A 23,085-nucleotide genomic window follows, 5' to 3' on the forward strand; every position below is an offset into this window, starting at 1 on the left:
GCGGACATGGTGGTGGCACCGGGGCGATTGCGTCGTAGGCCGTCGACTGCGTTCACGGTTGCTGACGTCGTCGGACAGCAAACGCGACGAATGAGGAGCGGGCGGTGTCGGCTCCGTTCCACATTGCCTGACATATCCGCAACTGCCCGACGTCGATGGGGTTCGTGGCGTCGCGTCCGTACCGTGGCCGGGTTCGGACACGTCCACTTCGTCCCACCCGCGCTTCTCTCCTCCGCGCTACGAGCACTGCTCGCGGTGTGCACGGGTGGCGATGTTCCTCGACCACTACGGCACCCTCGCCATGGCCGATCGCCCGCTGCGGCGGGCCACCGCGCACGGCCGGCACCTGTACCGTCCCGCTGCCCCGGCCGGCCGACGACTATCGCAGGTACCACGTCGAGATCACCGAACCGTGCGTATGGCTTTCTCCGACCGACGCAGAGCACGCCAACCGAACTCCGGCTGCGGGCCCTTCTCCAGACCACCTCACCGCCATCCGCGCGGCATGCCGGGGCCGTTGAGCACCGCCCCGCTTACAGCATCGCGCCGAGCGGGCGGCACGGCGCGCGGCCCGCGATGCGGGCGCGGTGTGGCGGGCTCGACTCGATCGAGCGGTACACCCATCTGGTCGTGGCGGCGTACATCTGCGTGCCGGTGACGACCATCCCGGCACCGGTGCCGGGGAACCGGTGGAAGCCGGCTTCAGCAGCTCCCTCGGCCGTGGGTGTCGGTCGGGCTTCCGCAGGAGTGAGAGCGACGTCATCGCAGGAAGCCCAAGAACAGGCGATCACGGCGGTGCGGGGAAGGGCACGGCCGACTGGGTCATGGTCGGGCTGGGACGCGAAACCCCGGCAGGTCGCTACTCACGTCGCCGCACGACGGGTCACCCGTGCCAGGTACCTGTCGAAGAGGTCCCCCTTGTAGAGGAGCCCGCTGTACTCGACGGGGATCCGGTACCCGTCCACCTCGGCAGTAGGCGTGCCCGGCCCGGCGTGCCCGTTGTAGTGACCAGCGGCAGAGAACACCTTCTCGGTGGAATCCACGAAGGCCTGGTATTTCATGGACTTCACCGCCGTGTCGAAGGACGGGCTCCGCAGCCCCTTCACCTTGCTCGCCAGTTGCAGCAGGCGTGCGTCGGTGAAGCCGTCCACCTCCTCCGGCGGTTGGCTCTGGTAGAGGACTGTGTGGTATTCGGCGAACTTGCGCTCCTCCACCGCCGCTCGCAGCGCGTTGACCGCCTTCTTCGACCCGTTTCCTCCCAGTCGTCCATCCAGGAACGACGCCATCGTGTACTCGACCTTGACCTTGCGTCGCAGCACATACTGGGTCAGGACCGGGCCGCCGCCGGTGGTTTCGAATTCCTTGCAGTACGGGCAGCGCGGATCCTCGTAGAGGTGCACGGTCGTCAGCGCCTGCGGGTCGCCCACCAAGATACTGGTGCCGTCCGGCTCCACCTGCTCAGGCACGTCAGCCAACCCTGCGTAGTCGGCCTTGGCCGGGCTTTGGTGTTCGCCACCGGCCCTGCCCGGGGTGGCCGCCGCGGCCGGGTTCCGAGGCCCGCAGCTCACCACTGCCGCACCGAGGACACCTGTCAACACGGCTGCCGTCAGCCGTCTTCTCCCACGCTTCAACCGCATCATGCCCCCCTTTTAGTCATGGAGGAGGAGGGTAAGGCATCCGCTGCAGCGCGGCAGTGGTGGGGTGCTTCCATCCTGCGCAACTCGCCGTGAGCAGCGGCTCACCCCTTCCCGCGTGACAGCATTCCGGCCGCGGGTCTCACGCGCGCCAGGGGTAGCGCTGGTGTCGTGGCCGGTCTCCAAGCCTGGTCCCGGCACCGCCTGGCCCACACGCCGGTTCATGCATGTCCGCCTCGTGCCGGGCCTCTCCCGCTGATCACGTCGGCGGCATGTCGTGCTCTGGTGAGAGGAGAGCAAGATCGCGCCATGCCCCAGAAGGGGCCACCCAGGCTCGACCGAGGGCACGCAGGCCGCGCCACCGTATCGAACAGGGCACAGGCCGTCTCGGTCGCGGCGCTCTGCGTGGGTAGGGCAGCCCGATCCAGCACGACGGCGCCTGCATGTGCTGTGCCGGTGCCCCCAGTTCGCGATGAATCCCAACTCGCTGCACAGCACGTCTGACCACTGCTCGGCAAAGCCCAACAGCGCAGCGTCAGGCACGTTGGGCCGGGGCATACCACGGCAAAACTTCCGCACTCATGTCGGCGTGAGGCTGGTGGATGTCATGTTCGTGGGCTGCGGCGGCTTGGGCGGTACGGCTACCTGCGGTGTGACAGCTCGCGGTGACGGAGGTCTCAAGGGGGCATGATCCATGGTGCAGCATCCATGGTGCAGCGAGGACGTACATCGCGGCGGCAGCGCGCGGCGGCCGAGGCCGTCCGGCGGGCTGCCGCAGAGGTTCGTCGCGCCCAGCAGACGCCGCGGCACCCTGTGGGCGCCCAGCGAGGTGATCGAACTCGCGGCGCCTGGAAACCCGGCCGAGCGCGATCGGCTTGACGGCGTCGCCCAGGTATCGACGTGTGCTGCCGGCTGCCGGGTCCGTGCCGAGGCCGAAGAAGAAGCCATGCAGAGCGGCTTGAGGACGGCGCCGAGGTGAGACTCGGGGTGTTCTTGTCCAACAGTAAGAGCCGGCAGGACAAACTCACCCAGCGACAGCACGACGCATTACACGAGCCGGGCATGGAGCGGGCATGAAGGACCGCCCACAACGGCCCCACCCCAGCGCGGATTTCTCCGGCCACAGCGGGCCATAGCCCCAGTGACCCGATATTCCGCCACGATCGGCTCATGCGGCCCGGGTCCCTCCGGCCAGTCCGAGAGCCGTGCAGGCACCGGGATACGGCCAACCATGCACGAAGGCAAGCCGGTGGAAACTGAATCGTAAATTAGTTGACAGTCGTTTTCAGGTTGCACATTCTACATTTGTCCATCCGTGAGCGGGTGACTAGTGTTGTCGGTGTAGCGAGATCGTCACCATGACTGAGATGCCACAAATATTCGCACACCGCGGAAACTGTCCTGCCGAGTAGGTTGCAGGGATCCCTTGAGTACCGTTCGTCACAAGCCGGTTGGGTCCCCGGGGCTTTGACCGGACGTCTCGCTCCATCACAGCTCCCCCCCACCGACCTTGCCTCCATGAGCCGTCGGCTTGTCTGATGCGCAGCTGGCGGTGCCGGGACGGAACCCAGACCGAGGTTCGAGCCGCTTCGCCATGGTGCGCAGTGGAAGGAAAGACATGGCTTACCAGCTGGGCGACCTTGGTCGCCTATTCCACGACCAGATGTACAACGTTCTCGCGGGGGGCGACGCGAATGTGCCGCCTGCCAAAGACGCCTTCATCACGTGGTGCACACCGGGGTTGCCGTACCAGCCAGCGGACTTCACCTTCGCGGCGCAGGGAATTGGTACCGGTGCCACTGCGGAGGAGGACAAGGTCCTGCTCCAGCAGGCGTTCAACTTCGCGTCGCTGATCGACTTCATTCCTGACGCGACGGCTGCCTACTCCACCGACCGTCAGGAAGGAGTGTGGCGCAATGCAAGTGGTGCACGGCTGAGCGAGATTTACGGACAGATCCTGAAGTTCTCCAAGGTCGTCAATGACGAGCTGACCGACGAACAGAAGCAGAAACTGGAAAAGTTCCGCGGCCTACTGCGGGTGACCCGAACGGTGAAGGACATCGTCACCGACGAGGAGAAGCAGGTCACCGAAGACAGCCCCATGCTCAAGGCATACAAGGCCGGCATGCAGGCGTACATCGCAGCCGCCCTCAACTACAACAACAAGCGCATCGCCGCGGAGGCGGCCGTTGGAGAGGCGGGCAAGGCAGCCGTGGCGGACTGGGCCAACAACGCGCAGCTCTACCAGATGCAGCTGAGTGCCGCCATGGACGACTGGACGTCCAACGGCTATCGCAACGACGTGGATGAGATCAATGCGTACATCAACCAGGTGACAGAAAAGTCGATGCTGCTGTGGAAGCAGCACCTGGAACAGATGTACAACGACGCCATCGTCAATGCTCTCACGCCAGGGGAGCGCTTTTTCTCAACCACCGTGGTGCCCGGTGACTTCGCCTCGGCGGAGGGCTGGACCGGATACTCCATGTATCACCAAATGATCGATTCCTCACACGAGGGACAGACCACCTCCTGGTCGGCTGGTGGCGGAGTCAACTGGGGGCTGTGGAGCGCCAGTGCGGGCGTCACTGAAACATCGTCACAGTACTCGGAAAGCTTTCAGCTCGACGACTTCACGCTGTCGTTCGACATGACCCAAGTCCAGATCGTGCGGCCATGGTTCTTTCCGGAATTTCTGGAAAACCGGGGCTGGGACCTGCGCAAGGGCGAGGGCTGGAATTACGACGATATGCCGTCGGATGGCGGAAGCCCGCCCAAGGGCAGGTTCATCGGGTACCCACTCCAGGCCCTGTTCATCAAGGATCTCACGATCCATTCCGCCCAGTTCGCCCAGGCATTCAGCTCCTACTCCAATTCCACGAGCGTCAACGCCAGTGTCGGCTGGGGACCGTTCACGCTCAATGGCAGCTACAGCCATGCCGAGTCCGGTGATCATTTCCACTCGGAGAGTGATGGAGCGACCATCAGCGTCCCCGGGATGCAGATCATCGGCTTCGTCAACCACTTGCTCGGCAAGACGCCGAACCTGCTGGACGGCATCAGCCAGGACCAGCTTGTCTGACCGCTCATTTACCGCAAAGGCCCGAGCTCATGAACGACGGTGCATTGGCGGCCCCTCTCGACACGGTAACCATGCTCGGCCTCGGCATCAGGTTGCGGCAGCTGCTCACCGATACCGACCACATGGTCGCCGTCCCCGTCACCCCCGTGGTGTATCAGGACAGCCGGCTGCGGCTGGGCGGGCAGCTCGACGCAGCCGGGGAGAACGCGCTGGCCGAACTCTCCGAGCTGTTCAACCGCGTCCCCACGCATGCCATATGGTCCCCGCTCGCCGACAGCCCCCACCTGTGGGACATCTACGGCGAAGTCCTGGGCGCCGGCCTGGCGCACGACAGCCTGACTCCGGACGAGAAACAGCGCTGCGGCACCGCGTCGGGATACCTGTACGACACCGCAGCGAACGGCAGCTCCACTCCGTCGGCTGCGCTGCGCGACTATCAGGCTGCGCGGCAGGCCTGGCTCCAGGCAGATGTCGAGTACCGTCAGGCGCAGCAGACCGCGAGCATGTCAGCGGATCCGGCGGTGCGGGACCACTGGACACAGGTCGACGAGCCCAAACTGCGGCAGGTACGCGACGACGCCCTGGCCACCTGGCAGACTACCGGCCACAAGAACCAGGTCGAGGATGCCCTACGGCTCATCTCCGATCTCTCGGCGAAGTCTCCGTCGGCGATCTGGAAACGGCACCGGGACACCTTCGATCCCAATCTGCCCGACCAGTTCACCACCGCGCCGAACGGCGAGCGCTTCGCGCCCACGTTCTACGCACCGGCCGGCGCGCTCGATACCCCATGGCCACGCGCGGTACTGCCACGGGACGTGTTGGAATCCTTGGTCGCGCAGGCACCTGCGGAGGTGACCGCGGCACTGGGCGGAACGGTCGACACTGCAGTCCAGGCACTGTCCTTCGACTACTGCGTGGTCTCTCTCCTGCGACCCTGGCTGGACCCGGCTATGGAGCTATTCGGCTCGAGGGCCTGGAAGCCTCCCGAGGGCACCCTGCCACTGAGCGACGGTGGCGACCCGCCACAGGGACGGTGCACCACATATGTGGAGTCCGTCGCCCTGGCACGCAACATCGACATCACCCGGCGCAGCCCCGGGCCCACGGTCGTCTCCTCGGGGGACACCGTACTGAAGGGCACCTGGATCATCGACCTCGACACCGGAGCCTCGGTCAGCGACCTGTTCGACGGGGACATCTGGTGGGAACAGCTCACCGCGACCTCAGCCCAGATGACACCAGGCAAACGGGCCAGGATCACCAACCTGGGCGTCACCGACTTCGACAGCATCGGCCTCGACCAGCTCGTATCACTCAGCTACGGCACCGATCCGATCCCCGGGAATCCGGACCCGACCAACCGGCTGGTCGACGGGGACGTCTTCGCGGTGGAGACCTCGGAGGGCAACTTCACGAAGGTACTGGTCGTCAAGTACGGCTACAACATGCTGATCCGCTGGGTGACCTACAAGTGGGGCCCGCCGACGGACATGCACAACACCACGGCACCAGGGGACGTCTACCTGGCTGCGTTCGTCTGCCGGCGTCTCCCGAAGAGCCCCGACCCCGACCCGGCTCTGTCCTGGTGACAGCACAGAAGTGACCCACACGGAAGGAAAGCACGCAGCGATGCAGATGCCGCACACCGATGTGGGCGTCCATGGCATGGTCCTGCTGGGGGCACAGACCGTCTGCGCCAGCCACATGCCCATGTTCACGGATCCGCACAATTACCAGGTCATCGTCCAGATCGGTCCCGCCCTCGGCCAGTACCAGGACCTTCGGGCCCACTTCGGCACCGCCGCGCTGTGCACCCTGCGCCCCGAACCGTTCGGGATCGACGGCCTGAAACCAGACCGTAACGGCCGTCCGGCCCTGTCTGCATTGACGGCCGAGCTGTTCTTCGGGCACTTCGAGCGCGGGGGCGATCCTCGAGGCCAGGTCGGCGTCGAGGTTCTGCGGACGCTGGACTTCCAACACCTCGAGCCGCACGCGGCCGAGCTGCCGGAGCTGCGCTACTTGCTCTTCGGGCAAGGGCCAGACCTCTTCCTGGCCCACCGGATCACCACTCCGCCCGACTTCGACCACCTGCTGACGGCACAGCTCAGCGGAGCCGAGAGCCCAGTACTCCCGCCGGATCGGGCTCTCACGCTGGGCCTGCCAGGCCGGGAGAACGGATTCGAGAAGCGGCTCGCGCCGGGCGAGCAGATCACCGCCGCTGTCAGGGACGGCCCGAGCAGCGTGCCAGACACGTTGGGTGTCCAAGTACTCGCGGAGGTGTATCTGGAGACAGACGACCTGGCGTCCTGAGGTTTCCGACGGATCCTTTTGCCGGCCTTGGTGATTCACTGACCCGTCAGTGAGGGGAGGTGATTTCGACTATGCTCCGCAAGCTCAAGTCCGTCGCAGGAATCAGCCAAGGCTCCAAAGAAGAAGTCCCGATCTCCGAAGAACCCTCCGAGCCGCAGAGCCCCCTGTCCAAGCCTGGAAAAAAGCTGTCCGAGCTTCGGGAAAAAGCTTGTCGAGGTTTTACGCCTGTCAGGGTGCTTCGCGGCTTGACGATTGTGTTCGCGGTCCTGGTGTTCGCGATGCTCGTGGACACCTTCGTTGTCAGCGCAATGAGACATACTCAGAACCTGGTCACCTCGGTCATCGCGGTTTTCGGTGCGCTGGTCCTGACTCCGATGCGATCGTGGGTGATCTGGCTACCCTCGTCAACAGCGCCCAGCTCCACAACCAGCGCGTCTACTGCTGGGTCGCGTAGGAGTTCATGTTCGGAGCCTGTTCGACGCCCAGCAGGCCGACGCCAGCGAACAGCAACTCCGCGGTATCGGGGCCGAAGGCCTCGGCGGGATGTACGTGCGCGACGCCGGCCGCCGTGCCCCCAGCCGCCGGGGTCGACCGTGGTCACCACCCCTACTCGGTCGTGTGCGTCGGGTAGACCTCGACGTCGGTGTAGGCGCCCTTGATCGCCCCCGCGCCCGCGGGCCACCGCAGGCTCACGGTGTGGGTCTCGTTCGGGGGTGTCACCAGGATGTCGGTCGGGGACGCGAGGCTGTTGCCGCTGTGGTCGATGTGGTAGGCGAGGTCGAAGACAGCGGTGTCGCCGGGCTTCAGCATGGTGATGCGCGGCTGGGCGTGGCCGCGCTCGATGGGGCTCGACGTGTGGTCGGCGTCCTTGATGTCGACACCCGCGAACCCCGTCGCCGAGCAGGTGGTCGAACCCCTGTTGATCATGGTGATGTCGATCCTGCCGGAGTCCTTGTCGGGCGAGGCGTTCCTGGCGTCGATGGCAAGGTCCTCCGTCTTGCAGAACGTGAGCTTGCCGCCGGTCTTCGTCGTGCCGTTCGCGGTGCCGGCGCCGGCCTCGGTGTCCTTACCGGAGCCCGGCTTCGCTTTACCGGCCCCCGAACCTCCGGAACCCGAGCCGCCCTCCGACTTCGAGCCACCGTCCGAAGGCGAAGAAGACGAGGGCGAGGAGGAGGACGACGTCGAGGAGCCCTTGGAGGACGAGTCCTTCCCGGAGTTGTCATTGCCACAGGCGGTGAGCGAGAGGGTGACGGCGACGCCGATGGCGGCGAGAGCGGTGATGCGAGTGGACTTCACGGTGTTCCCCCAGAAGTGGCGCGCTGCGTGTGGTCGGAAGTATTTGTATCTCGCAGTCAGTTACAGGCGGTTCCCCGCGATGTCTTCGTTCTGTCACCGGCGTATTGACCTCACGGTCGCCCGGCTGCCATCGCTTGCGCGTTTCACTCAGCTGGTGGTCCACATGGGCAGGCAGGCTTCTCGTCACCTGCGGGGATTGACGTCGGCAGGTCGTCTCAATTTCTGACGGCTTCTGCGATCTGCAGGGCGGTCTGGGCGGGTGTGAGGCGCGTGGTGTCGACGACCTCCGCCTCGGCGTGCAGCCACGTGCGGGCCGCCTCGGCGTACGGCTTGAGGTAGCGGAGACGGAAGGGGGAGTTGGGGCCAAGCACGGTGTCGCCCGCGATGCGCGCGCGGAGGGTGTCCTGGTCGGCATGGAGGACGAAGTGCCGGACCGGAATGGCATGCTGGGCAAGGCCCGAGCTGATCTCGCGCCAGTACTGTTCGACCAGGACAGTCATGGGAATCACCAGAGTGCCGCCGGTGTAGTCAAGTACGCGGCGGGCGGTCTCGACCACGAGCGACCGCCATGGCGGCCAGTGCTGGAAGTTGTCCGTAGCGGGCAGCCCCGGTGTGATGTCCATGAGTGTCTCGCCGACCTTCTCGGCGTCGAACACCCGTGAACCCAGGATCAGTTGCTGCACGTGCACACTGGTCGTCGTCTTGCCTGCGCCATGGGTGCCGTTGAGCCATACGATCATGGGACTCGACGCTAGCGTCGAGCGGGCCGCCGCAGCAGGCACATCAGAGATCCGGTACGGCTTCGGCGTGGCGGTGACAACTATGGTGCTCAGACTCAGTACTGGACCGGCGGGGCAGTAGGCACAGTTCCAACACCGCAGGGCGGCCTCCGCCACGCCCGGGGCCGCCCTGCGGCGTTCCATCGTCGCGTACGACGCGTCGCCACCCCTGCCCGTACGTCTCGGGGTCCGCGGGGACGGCGGCGAGTACGGCGATGGCCGGTCCCCTCACGCATTGGTGCGGGGCCGCGCGCGGCGGACGGCGGCAGATGACCTCAAGGACACTCGCCGGGCCGTGCTCGGACAAGGCCAGTGCTCTCATGCCGTCGGACGTTTACGCGCGGGCCCGCTTGCTTTTCCTGCAGGCCAGAACGGCAGTTGAACGCGCGCAGCTCGCTGACCGAGAATGGTCCGACTGGCCTGCGCCGTTTCGGCGGCTGACCGTTTCCAGGGGGGAAAGTGGGCGGTAGTGCCTTTGGGGAGCTTCTGCGCGACTGCCGGCTCTCGGTCGGCTGGACGCAGGACGAATTAGCCGACCGGTCAGGGGTGTCGGCCCACTCGATCAGCGTCTTGGAGGCGGGACGGCGACAGCCACGGCTGTCCTCGGTCAGCCGGCTCGCCGAGGCCCTTGCACTCGATCCGCGCCGCCGCGAACAGTTGCTTGCGGCGGCGCGCACCGTCTCCGCCCCGGCCCGCTCGACCGCCGCCCCAGAAAGGGGGCGGCCGAGCACGGGCGCGCCCTGCCAGCTCCCCTACGACACCCGGCTGTTCACCGGCCGGGCCCGGGAGCTCGACCAACTGCTGGCTCTGGCCAGATCGGCGCCCGCGGGCAGTGCCTCCGGCATGGTGGTGATCTCGGCGATCGACGGCATGGGCGGTGTGGGTAAGTCCGCGCTGGCCATTCGCGCCGGGCACCGGGTGCGTGCGCAGTTCCCTGACGGGCAGCTCTTCGTGGACCTCCACGGCCACACGGCCGGGGTTGCCCCTGTCACCGCCGCCGACGCCCTGGACTGGCTGCTGCGTTCGCTGGGCGTGGCGCCGCAGCAGATACCCGAGGAACTGAGCACCCGAGCAGCCCTGTACCGCGAACGGCTCGCCGACACCCGCACCCTGATCGTCCTCGACAACGCTGCCAACAGCGCGCAGGTGCGCCCTCTTCTGCCCGGCACTCCCGGCTGCCTGGTCCTGATCACCAGCCGCAAGCGGTTGAGGGGCCTGGACGACGCACACAGCCTCGCCGTCGACGTTCTCCCGGACTCTGACGCGGTGGCGCTGCTGCGCGAAGGCGCGGGCCCCGGTCGCGTCCCCGTCGGCGATCCGGCGGCCGACGAACTCGTCCGGCTCTGCGGCCACCTGCCGCTGGCGATCCGCATCGCCGCTGCCCGGCTGCGCCACCACCGCGGCCTGGGCCTGGGCGACCTGGTGGGCAGGCTCCGCGACGAGCACCAGCGCCTGGCCCATCTGACGGACGAGGACCGCAGCCTGACCGCCGTCTTCGCCACCTCCTTCGCCTCCCTCGCCCCCGACGAACAGGACCTGCTGCGGCTGTTGGGCCTCTTCCCCGGCCACGACGTCGACACCTGTGCCGTCGCCGCCCTGGCCGGCACCGACCACCGCACAGCGGAGCGGCTGCTGGAATCCCTGCTCGACCACAACCTCCTGGTCCAGCGCACCCCGGGGCGTTACCTCTTCCACGACCTCGTCGGTCTCTACGCCCGGTCGATGGCCGAAGACCAGACCGGGGAGGCGGACCGCAACGCCCCGCTGCGCAGGCTGGCCGGGTACTACCAGCACGCCGCCGCGCGGGCCAACGAGCACCTGGCACGTCGCACCCGCCCCGGCCGTCGCCTCGAGCCGGAGGCACCGGCCGCCCTCCCCGTGGTGACGGACCGGGCCGAGGCCCTGGCCTGGATGCGCAGCGAGCACCGGAACCTGCTCGCACTCCTGGGCCACTCCGCCCTCGCGGCCCTTCCCATGTTCACTGTGTCGATCTCCGCCGACCTGGCTGCCTTCCTCCTGCTGGAGGGGCGCTGGAACCAGGCCGCCGCGCTGCACCAGTCCGCAGCGACCGCGGCGGCAACCGCCGGCGACCGCCGCGGCGAGGCGGACGCCCTGTGCGACCTGGGCCGGTCCCGGCACGCGACCGGCGACTACCGGGCCGCCGCCGAGCTGTACGAGAGGGCCCTGGCGAGCCACCAGGAGCTGGGGGACCGGCACGGCGAGGCCAACGACCTGCACGAGCTGGGCCGCATCCGGCTGCTGACCGGGGAGATCCGGGAGGCCGCCTGGCTGCACGAACGGGCTCTGGCAGCCTTCCGGGCTCTGGGCGACAGGCTCGGCGAGGCTCGCGCGCTGTGCGACCTGGGCCGAGCCCGGCACTCCTTGGGCGACTCACCCGCCGCGGTCGAGCTGACCTCGCAGGTGCTCGCCCTCTACCGCACCATGGCAGACCGCCGCGGCGAGGCCGCCGCCCTGCACGACCTGGCCTACATCCTGGACGAGATGGGCGACCGGAACAGCGCCGGAGAGTTCTACCAGGAGGCGCTGACGATCTACGAGGACCTCAACAGCGTGCAGGGCGTGGCCAACACCCTGCGCGGCCTGGGCCGGGTCCGGCACGCCGTCGGCGACCACCGCGCCGCGGCCGAGCTGCACCAGCGCTCCCTGGACGCCTGCCGGGAGGCGGGCAGCCGCCACGGAGAGGCCGACTCGCTGCTCGGCCTGGGCCGGGCCCGCCACGCACTGGGGGAGGGCCGTGACGCCGTCGCGCTCTACCACCAGGCGCTGGCCCTGTACCGGGAGATCGGCAGCCGTATCGGCGAGACCAGCGCCCTGCTCGACCTCGGAGCCCTGACCGAGCAGACGCCGGACCCGCGCTCGGCGCTGACGCTCCACCAGCAGGCCCTGGCACTCGCCCGCGACACCCGCAGCCCCCTGGACGAGGCGCGCGCCCTGGAAGGCGCCGCCCGCTGCGCCCTTGCTCTCGGCGACCGCGCCGCCGCCCTGGCCGGCTTCGAGGGCGCCGTCGCCCTCTACCGCCGACTCGGCTCACCCTCCGCCACGGACGCCTCCGCCCGGCTCTCCGCCCTGCGGACCGAGCCCGCTGCTGCCGCCGAGAGCCGGCCGCCGCAGCGGTGGCCAAGGCGATGATCCCGGCGACCAGGCCTACGACCGCAGCCACGGAACCCGAGGCCGTCCACAGGAGCGCACCGCGGTTCCATCATGGCTCCGTCGTGGCGTCGTCAGAGGGCTGCCCGACGGTCGCACTGACGGTGGCCTGGAGGGACGGAGCCGTCTCAACGGCCCCATCGGTCCAGCCGCGGCAGCCACCGTTTCGGTCTCCATCAGCATGTTGGCGCCATGCGTCCTGTGCCACGTGCCCCGTGTCGCGAGGTCCCTGGATGACGCCATGGCGCCCTCGTCATGCCGCTGGAGCGCTACGGGCCGGGCCAGCTCCGACACACGGGAGCCGGGCCGACGCGACACTGCTGGAGGCCGCTGACAGATGGGTGCACACCTAGTGTCCTGAGTCTTTGATTCGGTTCAGATATCCGGTGAGGCGTTCGAAGATCTCGTCGGCGGTCTTCGTCCAGACGAAGGGCCTCGGGTTGTCGTTCCAGTCGGCGATCCAGGCCCGGATGTCTTTCTCCAGGGCCTGGACGTTCCTGTGGACGCCACGCCGTATCTGCTTGTCCGTCAGCAGCGCGAACCAGCGCTCCACTTGATTGAGCCAGGACGAGCTGGTGGGGGTGAAGTGCATGTGAAACCGGGGATGGGCCGGCAGCCACTTCTGGATCGCGGGCGTCCTGTGGGCGGCGTAGTTGTCGCAGGTCAGGTGGACGTCGAGATGGTCAGGTACCTCCTTGCCCAGCTTGGCCAGGAACTTCTTGAACTCCACCGCGCGGTGCCCGCGGTGGAGCGAGCTGATGACCTCGCCGGTGGCCGCGTTCAGGGCGGCGAACAGCGTCGTCACGCCGCCGCGCAGGTAGTCGTGAGTGCGGCGCTCGGGCCTGCCCGGCATCATCGGCAGCACCGGCGCCGACCGGTCCAGTGCCTGTATCTGCGACTTCTCGCCCACGCACAGGACGATGGCCCGCTCGGGCGGGTCCAGATACAGTCCGACGACGTCGCGGACCTTCTCGATGAACTGCGGGTCCCTGGACAGCTTGAAGGTGTCCACCAGATGCGGTTTGAGGCCGAAGGTCCGCCAGATTCGCGAGACGGTGGACTGGCTCAGCCCGCTGGCCGCGGCCATGTCCCGGGTCGACCAGTGCGTGGCGTTCCTCGGAGTGGTCTCCAGAGTCCGCACGACCACCTCCTCCATCTTCTCGTCGCCCACCGTGCGCGGCGGGCCGGGTCGTGGCTCGTCGGACAGGCCCTGGAGCCGGTCGGCTGCAAACCGCTTACGCCGCTTGGCCACCGTGACCGGATGGATCCCAAGCTCCGCCACCAGCGCGGTGTTCGAACCGCCATCGGCGCACGCGAGCACGGTCCGGCACCGCAACGCCAGAGCCTGCGAGGACGTTGCCCGCCGCGGCCAGCGCAGCAACGTCTCACGCTCCTCATCCGTCAGGACCACCTCGACCGTCGGCCGACCCATACGCGCCATGAGCCCAGCCTGCTTCTATAGCGAAATAACGACTCAGGACACCAGTGCCGCATCAGACAACGTTTGCCCTGTCGGCATCCCTGCCCGGGCCAAGGTGGAGTCCTTCGTGATACGTTCCTGCCGCCGTGCACTGCTGCGAACTGAGGAGGCGGGACCGATCAACGCTTTGACAGCTCGGGCCTCCCTCCCTCGCATGGCCTAGGGAGTGCCCGCAGAGGCATCCCGAAAGGCATGAATCGCTATGCGCTTCATATCTGAGACGTCGTCCGACGGCGTCCGCGAACAGCTCTTCACCCTCGGCGAGATTCCTGGCGTGTTGTGGACGCCGGAAGGTGCCGTCGCCACTCGTCCGCTCGTCTTGATGGGACACGGTGGCGGTCAGCACAAGAAGGCCCCTGACGTCCTGGCTCGTGCACGCCGCTTCGTGACCGAATGCGGTTTGGCGGTCGTGGCGGTCGACGTTCCCGCCCATGGCGACCGGCCGAAGGTTGAGGAGTACGACCGGATCGCGACTGAGAACCAGGCTCGCGTGGAAGCCGGTGAAGAGTTGGCCCCGCTGATCGCCGGCTTCCAGGCACTCGTGGCCCGCCAGACCGTGCCGGAATGGCGAGCGGTCCTGGACGCGGTTCAGCAACTCGAGCACGTTGGCGCTGGCCCGGTGGGCTACTGGGGGGTCTCGCTGGGATGCGGACTCGGTGTCGCCTTCGTCGCTGCCGAACCGCGGGTTTCCGCGGCGGTACTGGGCTTGGGCGGGGCGCTGGCGTCGGCCGAGGCCGCCGCGCGGATCACCGTCCCAGTGGAGTTCTTGGTGCAGTGGGACGATGAGCGGGTGCCGCGGGATCAGAGCTTGGCGCTGTTCGACGCCTTGGCCTCGGCCGAGAAAACGTTGCACGCCAACCCCGGCAAGCACGGGGAGATCCCGGCATTCGAGCTGGAGAGCACACTGAGGTTCTTCGCCCGGCACCTCGGCTGATACCGCCGACTGCACTCCCGCGACGCGCCGATCGGGAACCGGATCCCGATCGGCGCGTTCACTGAAACCGGTCGGCATGGCCGACAGAGTTCAGGTTCGACACAGCGACGATGACGAGGGACAGCGCCTGCTGCGGATCATCCGCAGGGGCACCCGGTTCAGTGGTGACAAGGCGGCGGGCCCAGATGGTCCTACTGTCCACGCAGGGCATGCCGGTGGCGAAGATCGCCGAGGTGTCGTTCACCAGCCCGGACCGGGTGAGGGATGTGATCCACAACTTCAACACGGACGGCTTCGACTCGCTGTACCCGAAGTACAAGGGCGGCCGGCCGAAGACCTTCACGCTGCCCGAGCGGCGCGAGATCAAGAAGATCGCGAAGTCGAAGCCGACCGAGCGCGACCTGCCGTTCTCCACCTGGAGCCTGACCAAGCTGGCGGACTTCCTGGTTGCCGAGGGGGTGGTCGACGACATCAGCCACGAGGGCCTGTGCAGCCTGAAGGCCGCCGAAGCGGCGGGCCGTCTGACCAGCAAACTCGGCACCTACCTGCGGCCTGACGTTCTCGTGGTCGATGAGGTCGGCTACCAGCCCCTCAAACGCGCCGAGGCGAACCTGGTCTTCCAGGTCATCTCGAAGCGTTACGAGAAGGGCTCGATCATCCTGACGTAGTACGAGACATTCAGCAAAGCGCACATGTTCCGGCGAACCTGCGCCAGGCAGCGCCGAAATCCAACGGGTTCAGCCGTGCGGGGTCGTGGGATCAGTCGTCGGCGAAGGAGATGCAGACTGCGGCAGGCTCGAATACCACCTGGTCCTGGGTATAGCAGTCTGATTGCCGGGTGGCCACCTCGGCCCCGCAGGCCAAGCAGACGAGGTTCGGTCCGTCGTTACCAGCAGGGCCTTGGCAGCATCCGATCGATCGCATGATGTCGGGGTGCCGATCGGTGCCAACGGCATCGTCAGGATGGATGATGAAGCCGGGGAGGTCGATATCGAACTCGCCCAGCCGGAAGTTCGGGGCATAGGTGCCGCGAGGCATCCGCACTGGCCGTGTCCGGACACCGGGTATCTCCGATGGTGGGACCGGTGGCGGCACCTTGATCCTGGTGACCGGTCCGGTGAGAGGCTGTCGGCAATGGTCACACAGGAAGCGGGGCATACTGCTGATTCTGTCTGGCGGAATATGCCCTGGCCAACAGTTTTGTGGTTGCTCACGGCTGTGGCAGACGTCCTTCGCCGACATGATCGGCGAGACGGATCATGGTGGCCTGCGGGTCCATGCCGAACGCTACGGCGACGAGCTTGGGGTCCGTTGTGTTCACCAGGTCGACCAGCCGAGTGCTGCGGATCATCCGGGGGTGGGAAGCCGCAGTCGTCAAGGACGTGGGAAAGGTGGGCAGTTGAGGCCGGGCTTCGCCCGGCCTTTTTCTTTGGTGACCATGACATCGGGGTTGTCCGTCCCGCCGTCCTTCAGGGTGGATCAGACAACGCCGCAGCACCGACCAGGAAGCGGGGTCCAGAGGGACGGGATGGGGGCGTCTGCCGAGCCTGACCGTCTGTGCGACGCGGTCCACCTCGGTGCTCTGCAGCTGGCAGACCTCCGAGCCGGAGGCCCGGTGAAGCAGGGCGAGCATTCCCATCAGTGCCTCGTGCGGGTGGTCTTGCTCACCGGTCGTCCACCGCCGGAAGAGCGCGCGCTGCTGGCCGAGGGTGAGGTTGTCTGCCTCGATGAACAGCAGCGGCACGTTGTCCTGCAGGGCGGTGAGCACGATGTCGGCCTGGGTATCGCCCCTGCCGGACGCGTTCCAGGTGCCAGTGGCGGACAGCGGGACCTCGGTCCACTACAAGGCGACGGTGCCGATGCCGTCGGGGGTGGCGATGGCGGTCTGGGCGGCTGCGCGGGCCTCGGCCGGGTCCTGCGTGATCCGGGCGAGGTCCGGCTTGGGAGACAGCATCGCGATGACGGTCGCCGTGGCTCCGGGCACGGGTGTGCCGGGGCATGGGTCAGCCCCGGCACGCACCGCCTCTGGGGGCTACGTCCGGGGTGAGCGTGGGTTGCCAGAGGTGGGGGCCGGTTCGACAGAGAGGGTGACGCTACCGGTGTTGTTGGTGATGTCGCTCCGGCAGCAGAAGGCAGACGGCTACCGGTGTCTCGCGTTCCTGACGTTGCGCGGGATTCCGTCCTTGGCGACGCAGGCCAGGCGGGTCACGTCACAGGCCAGCAGCTCCTGGCTGATCGGGCGGTTCAGAACCTCGATGGTCACGCTCGGCTGCATGGTCCGGTTCCTCCTCTCAGCGCAGCTGCTCGGCCAGCCCGACGATGATGCCCTCCGGGCCGCGGAGGTAGCAGAGCAGATAGCTGTCCTCGAACCGGGCGATCTCGCCCACGAGTTCGGCGCCGTGAGGACGCAGGCGGGCAACGGTGTCCTCGATGCCGTCGACGGCGAACATGACTCGGTGCGTGCCCAGAACATTGTGCGGCCGGTTGCGCGGCCCGATGCTGATCACCGCCGGGCTGAGGTACTTCGCCAGCTCGAGCCGGCTGTGACCGTCCGGGGTGCGGAGCATCGCGATGTCACAGCGGACGCCGTCGAGTCCGGTGCACTGGTCGGCGAAGAGTCCCTCGACCTGCGCCCTGCCCTCCAGCTCCATACCGAGTTCCACGAAGAACGCGGTGGCGGCATCCAAGTCCTCGATGACGATGCCGACGTTGTCCATCCGCTGAATCGCCATACTGGCTTTCTCCTTGTTCCTCATGCGGCCGGCGGTGGCCGCTGATGTCCCCGGGACGGAGCCGGTGACACGTTCTCGACATCCGCAGACCGCCGAACGGAGAAAAAGCCCGGACCGAGCCTCCGCACCGTCCACGAAGGTCGCTGTCGATGTCGCCCGGGACAGCGTCGGCCGGTGGCGGCACCCTGCCCGCCCACGCCGCGTGCACACCGACCTCGACGTGGCGCAGGTACCGCTGTTCGGCGCCGTGCCGTCGCCCCATCGGGCCGGGGCCGCGCTGTCGGAGCGTGTGGCGCGGATACGGTCGACGAGCGCTCCGTTTCTGCGGTTCGCCACACAGATCCGCCGCATCGCCTGCACCGCCAACGCGATCGAGTCGGCCGGCGCGCGGATCCGGCGAGCGGCCACAAAGCCCGCGGACACTTCCGCAACGGGCAGGCCGTCCTGGAGCGCCTCTACATGGCCATCATGTCGCTCGACCTCACCGGCAAGAGCCAGGCCCGCATTACCATGCGCTGGAAGACGGCGTTGGACGCCGCCCTCTACATCACCTTCGACGGCCGACTCACAGCAGCACGTCGGCAACCCAACCACCCTGGCTGCACCGTTCGTTGAACAGACCCGTGCTCATGGATCGAGTGGTCGAGGATACCGGTCGCGTCGGCTGCGCAGGTCATCGCCAAGAACGTTCGTCTGCGGCTTTCAGGAGGCTTCACGATCATCGACGTCCGGAATGTAGGTGCGAAACTGGAACACCCGCCACGGGAGCGTACGAGTGTTGTAGCGCGCATGGAACGGGCACGACCAAGCGGCCGGGACGCCGGCAGTGGCCGCCCGCAGTCAGCGGTTGTTGGGGCTCAGCAGTGTGGCGGCTGCGACGATGAAAGCGACGGATGCTTCCTTGGCCGCATGCCGCCGGGCGTCCAGCTCGGTCCGGTCGACGGCCTTGCGCAGCGCGTACGTGGCATCTGCGGCCTGCTGGGCGGGGCCGGCCAGCTCGGGAACCAGGACCTGGAGGCGGATGTGGGGCGCGGTGACTGCCGCCCGGGTGTCGTGGGACCTCGTCTGGGCCTCCAGCTGGTGCTCGGTGCCCGCCTCCGTCAGTGCCAGACGCTCCCGATGGAACATCGCCGAGCGGTGCGCGTCCAGGGCGGCCGCGAAGTCGGTGACGGCACCGAGCTGGTCCTGGCGGTGGCTGTCGGCGCGCTCCTCGGCGCGTGCGGTGCGTGCCGAACGGTGCTGGAGCAGTCCGGCGGTCAGAGCGCCGGCGAGAGTACCGAGCACGGCAACGATCGAAGGCCATATGGACATCAGGTGTAGGTCCTCTCCCTGCTCAGCAGTTGGCCGCCATGGGCGAGGATGTCGTTGGCGTGCCTTCCACCTTGTCGGCCAGGGCCCGTCTCCTGGCCGCCGGCGGAGACCGCAAGCCCGACCCCGCAGACGCTCTTCACGCGACCCAGGTGAGGCATTGTCACATCCTGCGGAGTGGCCGGGCAGCCCAATGACCGGTCGGTCAAGCAAGCGGCTTGCGGTAACGGACGTACTCGTTCTGCCGCCGGAACCCCACGCTCTCGTAAAGATCGAAGGACCGGTGCGGATTTGCCGTGCCCGTGAAGAGCCGGGCGGCCGTTGCACCTTGCTCGCGAAGGCTTCGCAGCCCGTCCAGCAGCAGAGCCCTGCCGATTCCGAGGCGTCGCTGGTCCGCCCGGATGCTCAGCTCTTCGACCTCGCCCACGGTGCGGTCGTGGCGGCGGATGGAGCACAGGGCGACCCCGACCATGTCCTGCCCTTTCCACGCAGCCCGCCAGCATGCCGGGTGGGCGGTGTCGACGAAGTCCCGGAAAGGCCATTTTTGAGTGAGACCGGTGTCCGCATACGAATCGACGACCGTCCTCCAGGCTGCACGGTAGTGGCTTGCCCCGATCGGCCCCGTCCATATCCCGGTCGGCAGTTCGCTGCCCCGCTCGGGCAACTGCCGCAGATCGCCCAGCTCCAGCTCGACCAGGCTGAGGACACGTCGGTAGCCGGCTGTGAGCAGAAGCGTCGTGGCGTCCTGCGCAGAGGCCACAGCGTTCGCTCCGATCACTGCCGTACGCGTCGTTCCATGCTGCGTGACGAGCCGGCGGATCCGCTCCTCGGCCCAGCTCAGCATGGCTGAGCCGATGCCCTGGTGGCGATGCTCGGGCAAGAGGTGGCCACGGTGCAGGTAGAGCCACGTATCGTCCCGCTCTTGCCACCACCGGATCGTCGCGTAGCCGACGACCATCCCGTCGCACACCACCAGGATCTGGTTCCTGGACGGCTCCTCCAGTGCGGCAGAGGCTTCGGCGATCTCAGCCGCTGTCGGGAGCCCCTCCACAACCGAGTGGGCATCGACCCCGTCCCGTTCAGCACACCCCAGCCGCACCGCGGCCATGGCGCTGTGGTCTTCCTCGCCGCGGTACGGCCGGAACCCGAAGCCGACCGGAAGGTCCTGTCCTGGCGTGCCATCCGACATGACCGGATAATCTCCAACTTTGAGGCAGGTCCACCACCCTATTCATGCCACGGTCCTCTGCGGCCGTTCAACGAGCCGGCCGCGTTCGAAGCGGGCCCCGGCGCGGACGAGGGCGACGAGATGGGATGCGTTCACGGCCCGCCACCGCTGTTGGGCGGACTCGACACGCTTGAAGCCCACGGCCAGGGCGGCGGGCGCGCTTCCGGCGCCTCGGGTGACTTTGGTCCGCAGCCGGACGGTGGCAAAGGTCGACTCAATCGGTTTCGTGGCGCGTCCTTGGCGTAGCAGATCTCCTGCGGGTTCGCGGTAGCCGTCGTTCATGGCGATCAGCACCTTTGGTGCCGTCCGCGCGCACGCCCATCAGCACGAGGACACCCGGCATCGCCTCCCACAGGCGTATGCGCAGGTGGATACCGTCGGCCCACACGTGTACGCAGCCGCCGCCGGACAGATCACGTTCGCCGAATGCCTGGTGGACGGCCTGCCACTGCCGGGTGAGGCGGGTGACCGTCGCTGCCCGACAAGCGGGTTGGCGGAACCAACGTACGAGCGAGACGATGTGGAGTCCAGCCCGGTAGCGGGTCGCCAGCTTGTCGAAGCGGGTTGCGATGGCTCGGAATTGCTTGAGCCGACTGAAGCAAGCCTCGACCACGTTGCGGGCTTTGCAGGACCCGGGGGCGAAAGTCGGTGGTCTGCCACCGGCTTTGCCGCAGCGCTGGCGATTGGCCCGTTGGTCGGTCCGCTCCGTAATGACTGTGCGGATGCTTCGGCGCCGCAGCCTCAGCCGGATCTCCCGTGATGAGTACTCCTTGTCCGCGACGACCGTGTTGGGTCTTTGCCGCGGTCTCCCGGCGCCTGCCCGAGGGCACCCGCACAGATTCCAGCACCGCTTTGCACACGGTGGAGTCGTCGACCGTTGGCGGGGATGAGGACGGCAGCCAGGGGCAGGCCCCGGTGGGGCGTCCGCAGGCTGGCCCTGGGAGTGCCTCACGCCTCCTGGCGGGGAGGCTTCGCCGGGGCACCCCGTCGACGCTTCGCTGTACGGGTGACGGGTGACTCCGAGGAGCGCAGGTGTTCCCTCAGCCACCGCTCGGTGTTGTTGACGTGCAGGAGGGCGGCGGCCTGGCTCAGGAAGGCGTCGCGGGTGGACAGGGCCGTGAAGATCGACTCGTGTTCGGCGAGGGTGCGTCCCGCGGCCTGGTCGTCGACCAGGCCGCGCCAGATCCGGGCGCGCAGTGTGCGGCCCGATATGCCTTCCAGGAGCGTGAGCAGCGAGTCGTTGCCCGTCGCGGAGATCACGGCCCGGTGGAAGGCCGCGTCGTGGGCGTTGAGCTGCTCGACGTCGTCGCGGGCCTCGCGCATGGCGTCCAGATGGCGCTTGACCTCGGCCAGTTGGTCGTCGGATATCCGGGTGGCGGCCAGCGCGGTGGCCGCCGGCTCCAGGAGCCGGCGGGCCTCCATCAGGTCCAGCAGCGCGGCCGAGTCGCTCTGGAGGAGTTCCACGGCTCCGCCCAGGCCCTCGAACAGCAGGCTGGGCTCCAGACTGGTCACGTACGTTCCGTCGCCTCGCCGGACGTCCAGCACGCGTGCGACGGCCAGTGCCTTGACGGCCTCGCGGGCGAGGTTGCGGGACAGACCCAGCTGGGCGGCCAGGTCCGCCTCCGGCGGCAGCTTCGAACCCGGAGGCAGCGCGCCGCTGCGGATCAGCTCGCGGATGTGCTCGATGGCCTTGTCGGTCAAAGACACCGCGCACTCCTCCCGCGACCGGCCCGCGCCGGCACGTCCGCCCTGATCAGGCCCCGAGCGCGAAGGTCGGCCCACAGACCGTCGGGAACGGGCCGGTGGTGAGGCTCCGCGTTCCGCTCGACCTGTTCGAGGTTTCGCATTCCCAGGGTGGCCTTGATGATACTGGGATGCGTGCGGGGGACGGCCATGGCCGCGGCGGGCAGGCTCGTCCCGTGCTACGCGCAGCCCCGGGCGATCTCGCGGGCGCGCGCGACCAGCTCCGGCGGAGCCTCCCGGTAGTCGTACATCATTCCGCGGTACCGGAGCCGCTGTCGCACGCGGTGAGCAGCGCCGGGGTGGACACGGCCGAGGCGGCGGAGCAGAGGGCTGTTCTGAGTCTCATCGGTAATTCCTCGCGCTGATGCGGAGCAGGATAGATGGGATGTATGTATAGGGTCCGGGCGATCATCCGACCGCCACAGCCAGCGCAAGGCATCAGGGAGCAGGACTCCACCGTGGTTGGGGCTGTGGCCGCCGTCGCCCAGGACGAGGCGGAAGTCGTATCCGGCTTCCGCGAGTGCGGCCGCGACACGCGAGTCGTTGGCGTGCCAGTTCGCTTCGGGCCTGTTCCAGCGCAGGTCACGATGGCCCGCTTGCAGGAAGATGCGCAGTGGCTTGCGGGGAACGCCGGGGACGAGTTCGGGGTACGGGTTGCCGCCGGGCATCTGCGTGAAGCTGGACAGGTACCCGATGAGGATGTTGCCGCGGTGCACGAGGTTGCGGGGTCTCGGCCAAGAGCACCGTGTTCTGGCCGCCTGACCGCACCCCTCGACTCGGCCGAGCCGTCCCTCGCGTTCGGTCTCGGCGACGCGTGCGATGACGTCGTCCCCGATCTCGGGGTGAGGCTACCGCGTCGGGGCGAGTCGTACGCGGACGCCCAGGGTCCCGTCGGCTCCTCCGCGCAGCCGGCTGTGGAGAATCATGAGGCGGCCGAGGATGCCGTACTTGCGGGCGATGAGTGAGCGGTGGTGGGCCGCCGGTCGCCCTGTCGGCGATCTCGGTCCCCGAAGACCTTGTCGGGGACGCCCGCGAAGGTGATGTGGCCCTTGCCGGTGGAGCCGTCGAAGATCAGCCGGGCCTGTCGCTTCTTCTCGTCCAGCGTGGCGACACCCTGCATGGTGCAGTTCGCGCCGGGGAACGCCGGAGGCGAGGTCGTCCTGGTTGAAGGTGTAGCGGGCGGCGGGCTGGGGCGCCTCGGTCGTCTGCGCGGTGACGGCCGGAGCGGCCGGCAGGCCCGCGCCGGGAGTCGGAGCCGCGGGGGCCGGTGCGTGGTACCGGGCGGATCCATCAGCGGAATGCATGGATCGCGTCCTCGATCCTTCAGTACGGGCACACGTCATCCCTCAGTACGGGCACACGTCGAACCGACAGATCATCTACGCCAC

17 protein-coding genes and 5 pseudogenes are annotated in these 23,085 nt (G+C 67.8%); 8 read left to right on the top strand and 14 right to left on the bottom strand.

Translation table 11 applies throughout. The features are described 5' to 3' along the window. Nucleotides 1–863: 863 nt before the first annotated feature. Nucleotides 864–1,640, bottom strand: a complete 777-nt coding sequence (locus tag GQF42_RS42490; protein WP_233273686.1) for a DsbA family protein — start codon at nucleotides 1,638–1,640, stop codon at nucleotides 864–866. Between the two features lie 1,612 nt (nucleotides 1,641–3,252). On the opposite strand from GQF42_RS42490, the gene GQF42_RS42495 reads away from it, so the two are divergent. Genes GQF42_RS42495 through GQF42_RS42505 form a run of 3 tightly spaced genes read left to right on the top strand, consistent with a single transcriptional unit; the run spans nucleotide 3,253 to nucleotide 7,029 of the window. Next, on the top strand, nucleotides 3,253–4,716 hold the full coding sequence (locus GQF42_RS42495; protein WP_158928979.1) for a hypothetical protein: 1,464 nt from the start codon (nucleotides 3,253–3,255) through the stop codon (nucleotides 4,714–4,716). A 29-nt stretch (nucleotides 4,717–4,745) separates the two neighbouring features. Continuing rightward, nucleotides 4,746–6,308, top strand: coding sequence for a hypothetical protein (locus tag GQF42_RS42500; protein WP_158928980.1), 1,563 nt, complete (start codon nucleotides 4,746–4,748; stop codon nucleotides 6,306–6,308). Nucleotides 6,309–6,348: 40 nt separating this feature from the next. After that, nucleotides 6,349–7,029, top strand: a complete 681-nt coding sequence (locus GQF42_RS42505) for a hypothetical protein (RefSeq protein ID WP_158928982.1) — start codon at nucleotides 6,349–6,351, stop codon at nucleotides 7,027–7,029. A 606-nt stretch (nucleotides 7,030–7,635) separates the two neighbouring features. Here GQF42_RS42505 and GQF42_RS42510 read toward each other — a convergent pair. Beyond that, entirely contained in the window at nucleotides 7,636–8,325 is a 690-nt protein-coding gene (locus tag GQF42_RS42510; protein ID WP_158928984.1) for a DUF4232 domain-containing protein, read from the bottom strand. Between the two features lie 215 nt (nucleotides 8,326–8,540). Next, nucleotides 8,541–9,065 carry an AAA family ATPase gene (locus tag GQF42_RS42515; protein ID WP_158928986.1) on the bottom strand — a complete coding sequence of 175 codons (525 nt, stop codon included), beginning with the start codon at nucleotides 9,063–9,065 and terminating at the stop codon, nucleotides 8,541–8,543. Nucleotides 9,066–9,563: 498 nt separating this feature from the next. On the opposite strand from GQF42_RS42515, the gene GQF42_RS42520 reads away from it, so the two are divergent. Next, nucleotides 9,564–12,254 (top strand): ATP-binding protein, encoded by a 2,691-nt coding sequence (locus GQF42_RS42520; protein WP_158928988.1) that lies wholly within the window; start codon nucleotides 9,564–9,566, stop codon nucleotides 12,252–12,254. A gap of 367 nt (nucleotides 12,255–12,621) precedes the next feature. Here the strand turns inward: GQF42_RS42520 and GQF42_RS42525 are convergent, their stop codons facing one another. Further along, a complete protein-coding gene (locus GQF42_RS42525) occupies nucleotides 12,622–13,713 on the bottom strand; it encodes an IS630 family transposase (protein WP_158928990.1) in 1,092 nt (363 codons plus the stop codon). 241 nt (nucleotides 13,714–13,954) lie between these two features. Between GQF42_RS42525 and GQF42_RS42530 the strand changes: the two genes are divergently transcribed. From GQF42_RS42530 to GQF42_RS47075, 3 genes and pseudogenes are all read left to right on the top strand, one after another. Continuing rightward, the gene (locus GQF42_RS42530) at nucleotides 13,955–14,686 is read left to right on the top strand and encodes a dienelactone hydrolase family protein (RefSeq protein ID WP_158928992.1); all 732 of its coding nucleotides are present in this window, start codon (nucleotides 13,955–13,957) and stop codon (nucleotides 14,684–14,686) included. A gap of 76 nt (nucleotides 14,687–14,762) precedes the next feature. Then, nucleotides 14,763–15,174, top strand: a pseudogene (locus GQF42_RS47410) (helix-turn-helix domain-containing protein); the annotation flags it as partial. Nucleotides 15,175–15,177: 3 nt separating this feature from the next. Next, nucleotides 15,178–15,351: pseudogene (locus GQF42_RS47075) on the top strand (ATP-binding protein); the annotation flags it as partial. A 94-nt stretch (nucleotides 15,352–15,445) separates the two neighbouring features. Here GQF42_RS47075 and GQF42_RS42540 read toward each other — a convergent pair. From GQF42_RS42540 to GQF42_RS42555, 4 genes are all read right to left on the bottom strand, one after another. After that, nucleotides 15,446–15,724: a hypothetical protein gene (locus GQF42_RS42540; RefSeq protein WP_158928994.1), complete on the bottom strand. Its 279-nt coding sequence runs from the start codon at nucleotides 15,722–15,724 to the stop codon at nucleotides 15,446–15,448. Between the two features lie 172 nt (nucleotides 15,725–15,896). Continuing rightward, nucleotides 15,897–16,454, bottom strand: a complete 558-nt coding sequence (locus tag GQF42_RS42545) for a hypothetical protein (RefSeq protein ID WP_233273687.1) — start codon at nucleotides 16,452–16,454, stop codon at nucleotides 15,897–15,899. A 372-nt stretch (nucleotides 16,455–16,826) separates the two neighbouring features. After that, nucleotides 16,827–16,961: a hypothetical protein gene (locus tag GQF42_RS47080; protein ID WP_267906164.1), complete on the bottom strand. Its 135-nt coding sequence runs from the start codon at nucleotides 16,959–16,961 to the stop codon at nucleotides 16,827–16,829. A gap of 16 nt (nucleotides 16,962–16,977) precedes the next feature. Beyond that, nucleotides 16,978–17,418 (bottom strand): VOC family protein, encoded by a 441-nt coding sequence (locus tag GQF42_RS42555; RefSeq protein ID WP_158928996.1) that lies wholly within the window; start codon nucleotides 17,416–17,418, stop codon nucleotides 16,978–16,980. A gap of 316 nt (nucleotides 17,419–17,734) precedes the next feature. Here GQF42_RS42555 and GQF42_RS48005 point away from each other — a divergent pair. Next, nucleotides 17,735–18,033: pseudogene (locus GQF42_RS48005) on the top strand (transposase); the annotation flags it as partial. 225 nt (nucleotides 18,034–18,258) lie between these two features. Here the strand turns inward: GQF42_RS48005 and GQF42_RS42565 are convergent. From GQF42_RS42565 to GQF42_RS45235, 6 genes and pseudogenes are all read right to left on the bottom strand, one after another. Beyond that, nucleotides 18,259–18,729: a hypothetical protein gene (locus GQF42_RS42565; RefSeq protein WP_199272991.1), complete on the bottom strand. Its 471-nt coding sequence runs from the start codon at nucleotides 18,727–18,729 to the stop codon at nucleotides 18,259–18,261. Nucleotides 18,730–18,931: 202 nt separating this feature from the next. Next, nucleotides 18,932–19,915 carry a GNAT family N-acetyltransferase gene (locus GQF42_RS42570; RefSeq protein WP_158928998.1) on the bottom strand — a complete coding sequence of 328 codons (984 nt, stop codon included), beginning with the start codon at nucleotides 19,913–19,915 and terminating at the stop codon, nucleotides 18,932–18,934. Between the two features lie 42 nt (nucleotides 19,916–19,957). Beyond that, a pseudogene (locus tag GQF42_RS42575) lies at nucleotides 19,958–20,432 on the bottom strand (IS256 family transposase); the annotation flags it as partial. Nucleotides 20,433–20,483: 51 nt separating this feature from the next. After that, nucleotides 20,484–20,573, bottom strand: a pseudogene (locus GQF42_RS47890) (IS5/IS1182 family transposase); the annotation flags it as partial. A gap of 329 nt (nucleotides 20,574–20,902) precedes the next feature. Continuing rightward, the gene (locus tag GQF42_RS42585) at nucleotides 20,903–21,661 is read right to left on the bottom strand and encodes a FadR/GntR family transcriptional regulator (RefSeq protein ID WP_158929000.1); all 759 of its coding nucleotides are present in this window, start codon (nucleotides 21,659–21,661) and stop codon (nucleotides 20,903–20,905) included. 958 nt (nucleotides 21,662–22,619) lie between these two features. Continuing rightward, nucleotides 22,620–22,817: a hypothetical protein gene (locus GQF42_RS45235; protein ID WP_199273182.1), complete on the bottom strand. Its 198-nt coding sequence runs from the start codon at nucleotides 22,815–22,817 to the stop codon at nucleotides 22,620–22,622. Nucleotides 22,818–23,085: the final 268 nt, after the last annotated feature.

The organism is Streptomyces broussonetiae (assembly GCF_009796285.1).
Classification (GTDB): Bacteria; Actinomycetota; Actinomycetes; order Streptomycetales; family Streptomycetaceae; genus Streptomyces; species Streptomyces broussonetiae.

Excerpts from the sequence above, each read along its gene's own strand:
- GQF42_RS42490 (WP_233273686.1), bottom strand. The coding sequence starts at position 1,640 with ATGATGCGGTTGAAGCGTGGGAGAAGACGGCTGACGGCAGCCGTGTTG.
- GQF42_RS42495 (WP_158928979.1), top strand. The coding sequence starts at position 3,253 with ATGGCTTACCAGCTGGGCGACCTTGGTCGCCTATTCCACGACCAGATG.
- GQF42_RS42500 (WP_158928980.1), top strand. The coding sequence starts at position 4,746 with ATGAACGACGGTGCATTGGCGGCCCCTCTCGACACGGTAACCATGCTC.
- GQF42_RS42505 (WP_158928982.1), top strand. The coding sequence starts at position 6,349 with ATGCAGATGCCGCACACCGATGTGGGCGTCCATGGCATGGTCCTGCTG.
- GQF42_RS42515 (WP_158928986.1), bottom strand. The coding sequence starts at position 9,065 with ATGATCGTATGGCTCAACGGCACCCATGGCGCAGGCAAGACGACGACC.
- GQF42_RS42525 (WP_158928990.1), bottom strand. The coding sequence starts at position 13,713 with ATGGCGCGTATGGGTCGGCCGACGGTCGAGGTGGTCCTGACGGATGAG.
- GQF42_RS42530 (WP_158928992.1), top strand. The coding sequence starts at position 13,955 with ATGCGCTTCATATCTGAGACGTCGTCCGACGGCGTCCGCGAACAGCTC.
- GQF42_RS42540 (WP_158928994.1), bottom strand. The coding sequence starts at position 15,724 with ATGCCTCGCGGCACCTATGCCCCGAACTTCCGGCTGGGCGAGTTCGAT.
- GQF42_RS47080 (WP_267906164.1), bottom strand. The coding sequence starts at position 16,961 with ATGCAGCCGAGCGTGACCATCGAGGTTCTGAACCGCCCGATCAGCCAG.
- GQF42_RS42555 (WP_158928996.1), bottom strand. The coding sequence starts at position 17,418 with ATGGCGATTCAGCGGATGGACAACGTCGGCATCGTCATCGAGGACTTG.
- GQF42_RS42565 (WP_199272991.1), bottom strand. The coding sequence starts at position 18,729 with ATGTCCATATGGCCTTCGATCGTTGCCGTGCTCGGTACTCTCGCCGGC.
- GQF42_RS42570 (WP_158928998.1), bottom strand. The coding sequence starts at position 19,915 with ATGTCGGATGGCACGCCAGGACAGGACCTTCCGGTCGGCTTCGGGTTC.
- GQF42_RS45235 (WP_199273182.1), bottom strand. The coding sequence starts at position 22,817 with ATGCAGGGTGTCGCCACGCTGGACGAGAAGAAGCGACAGGCCCGGCTG.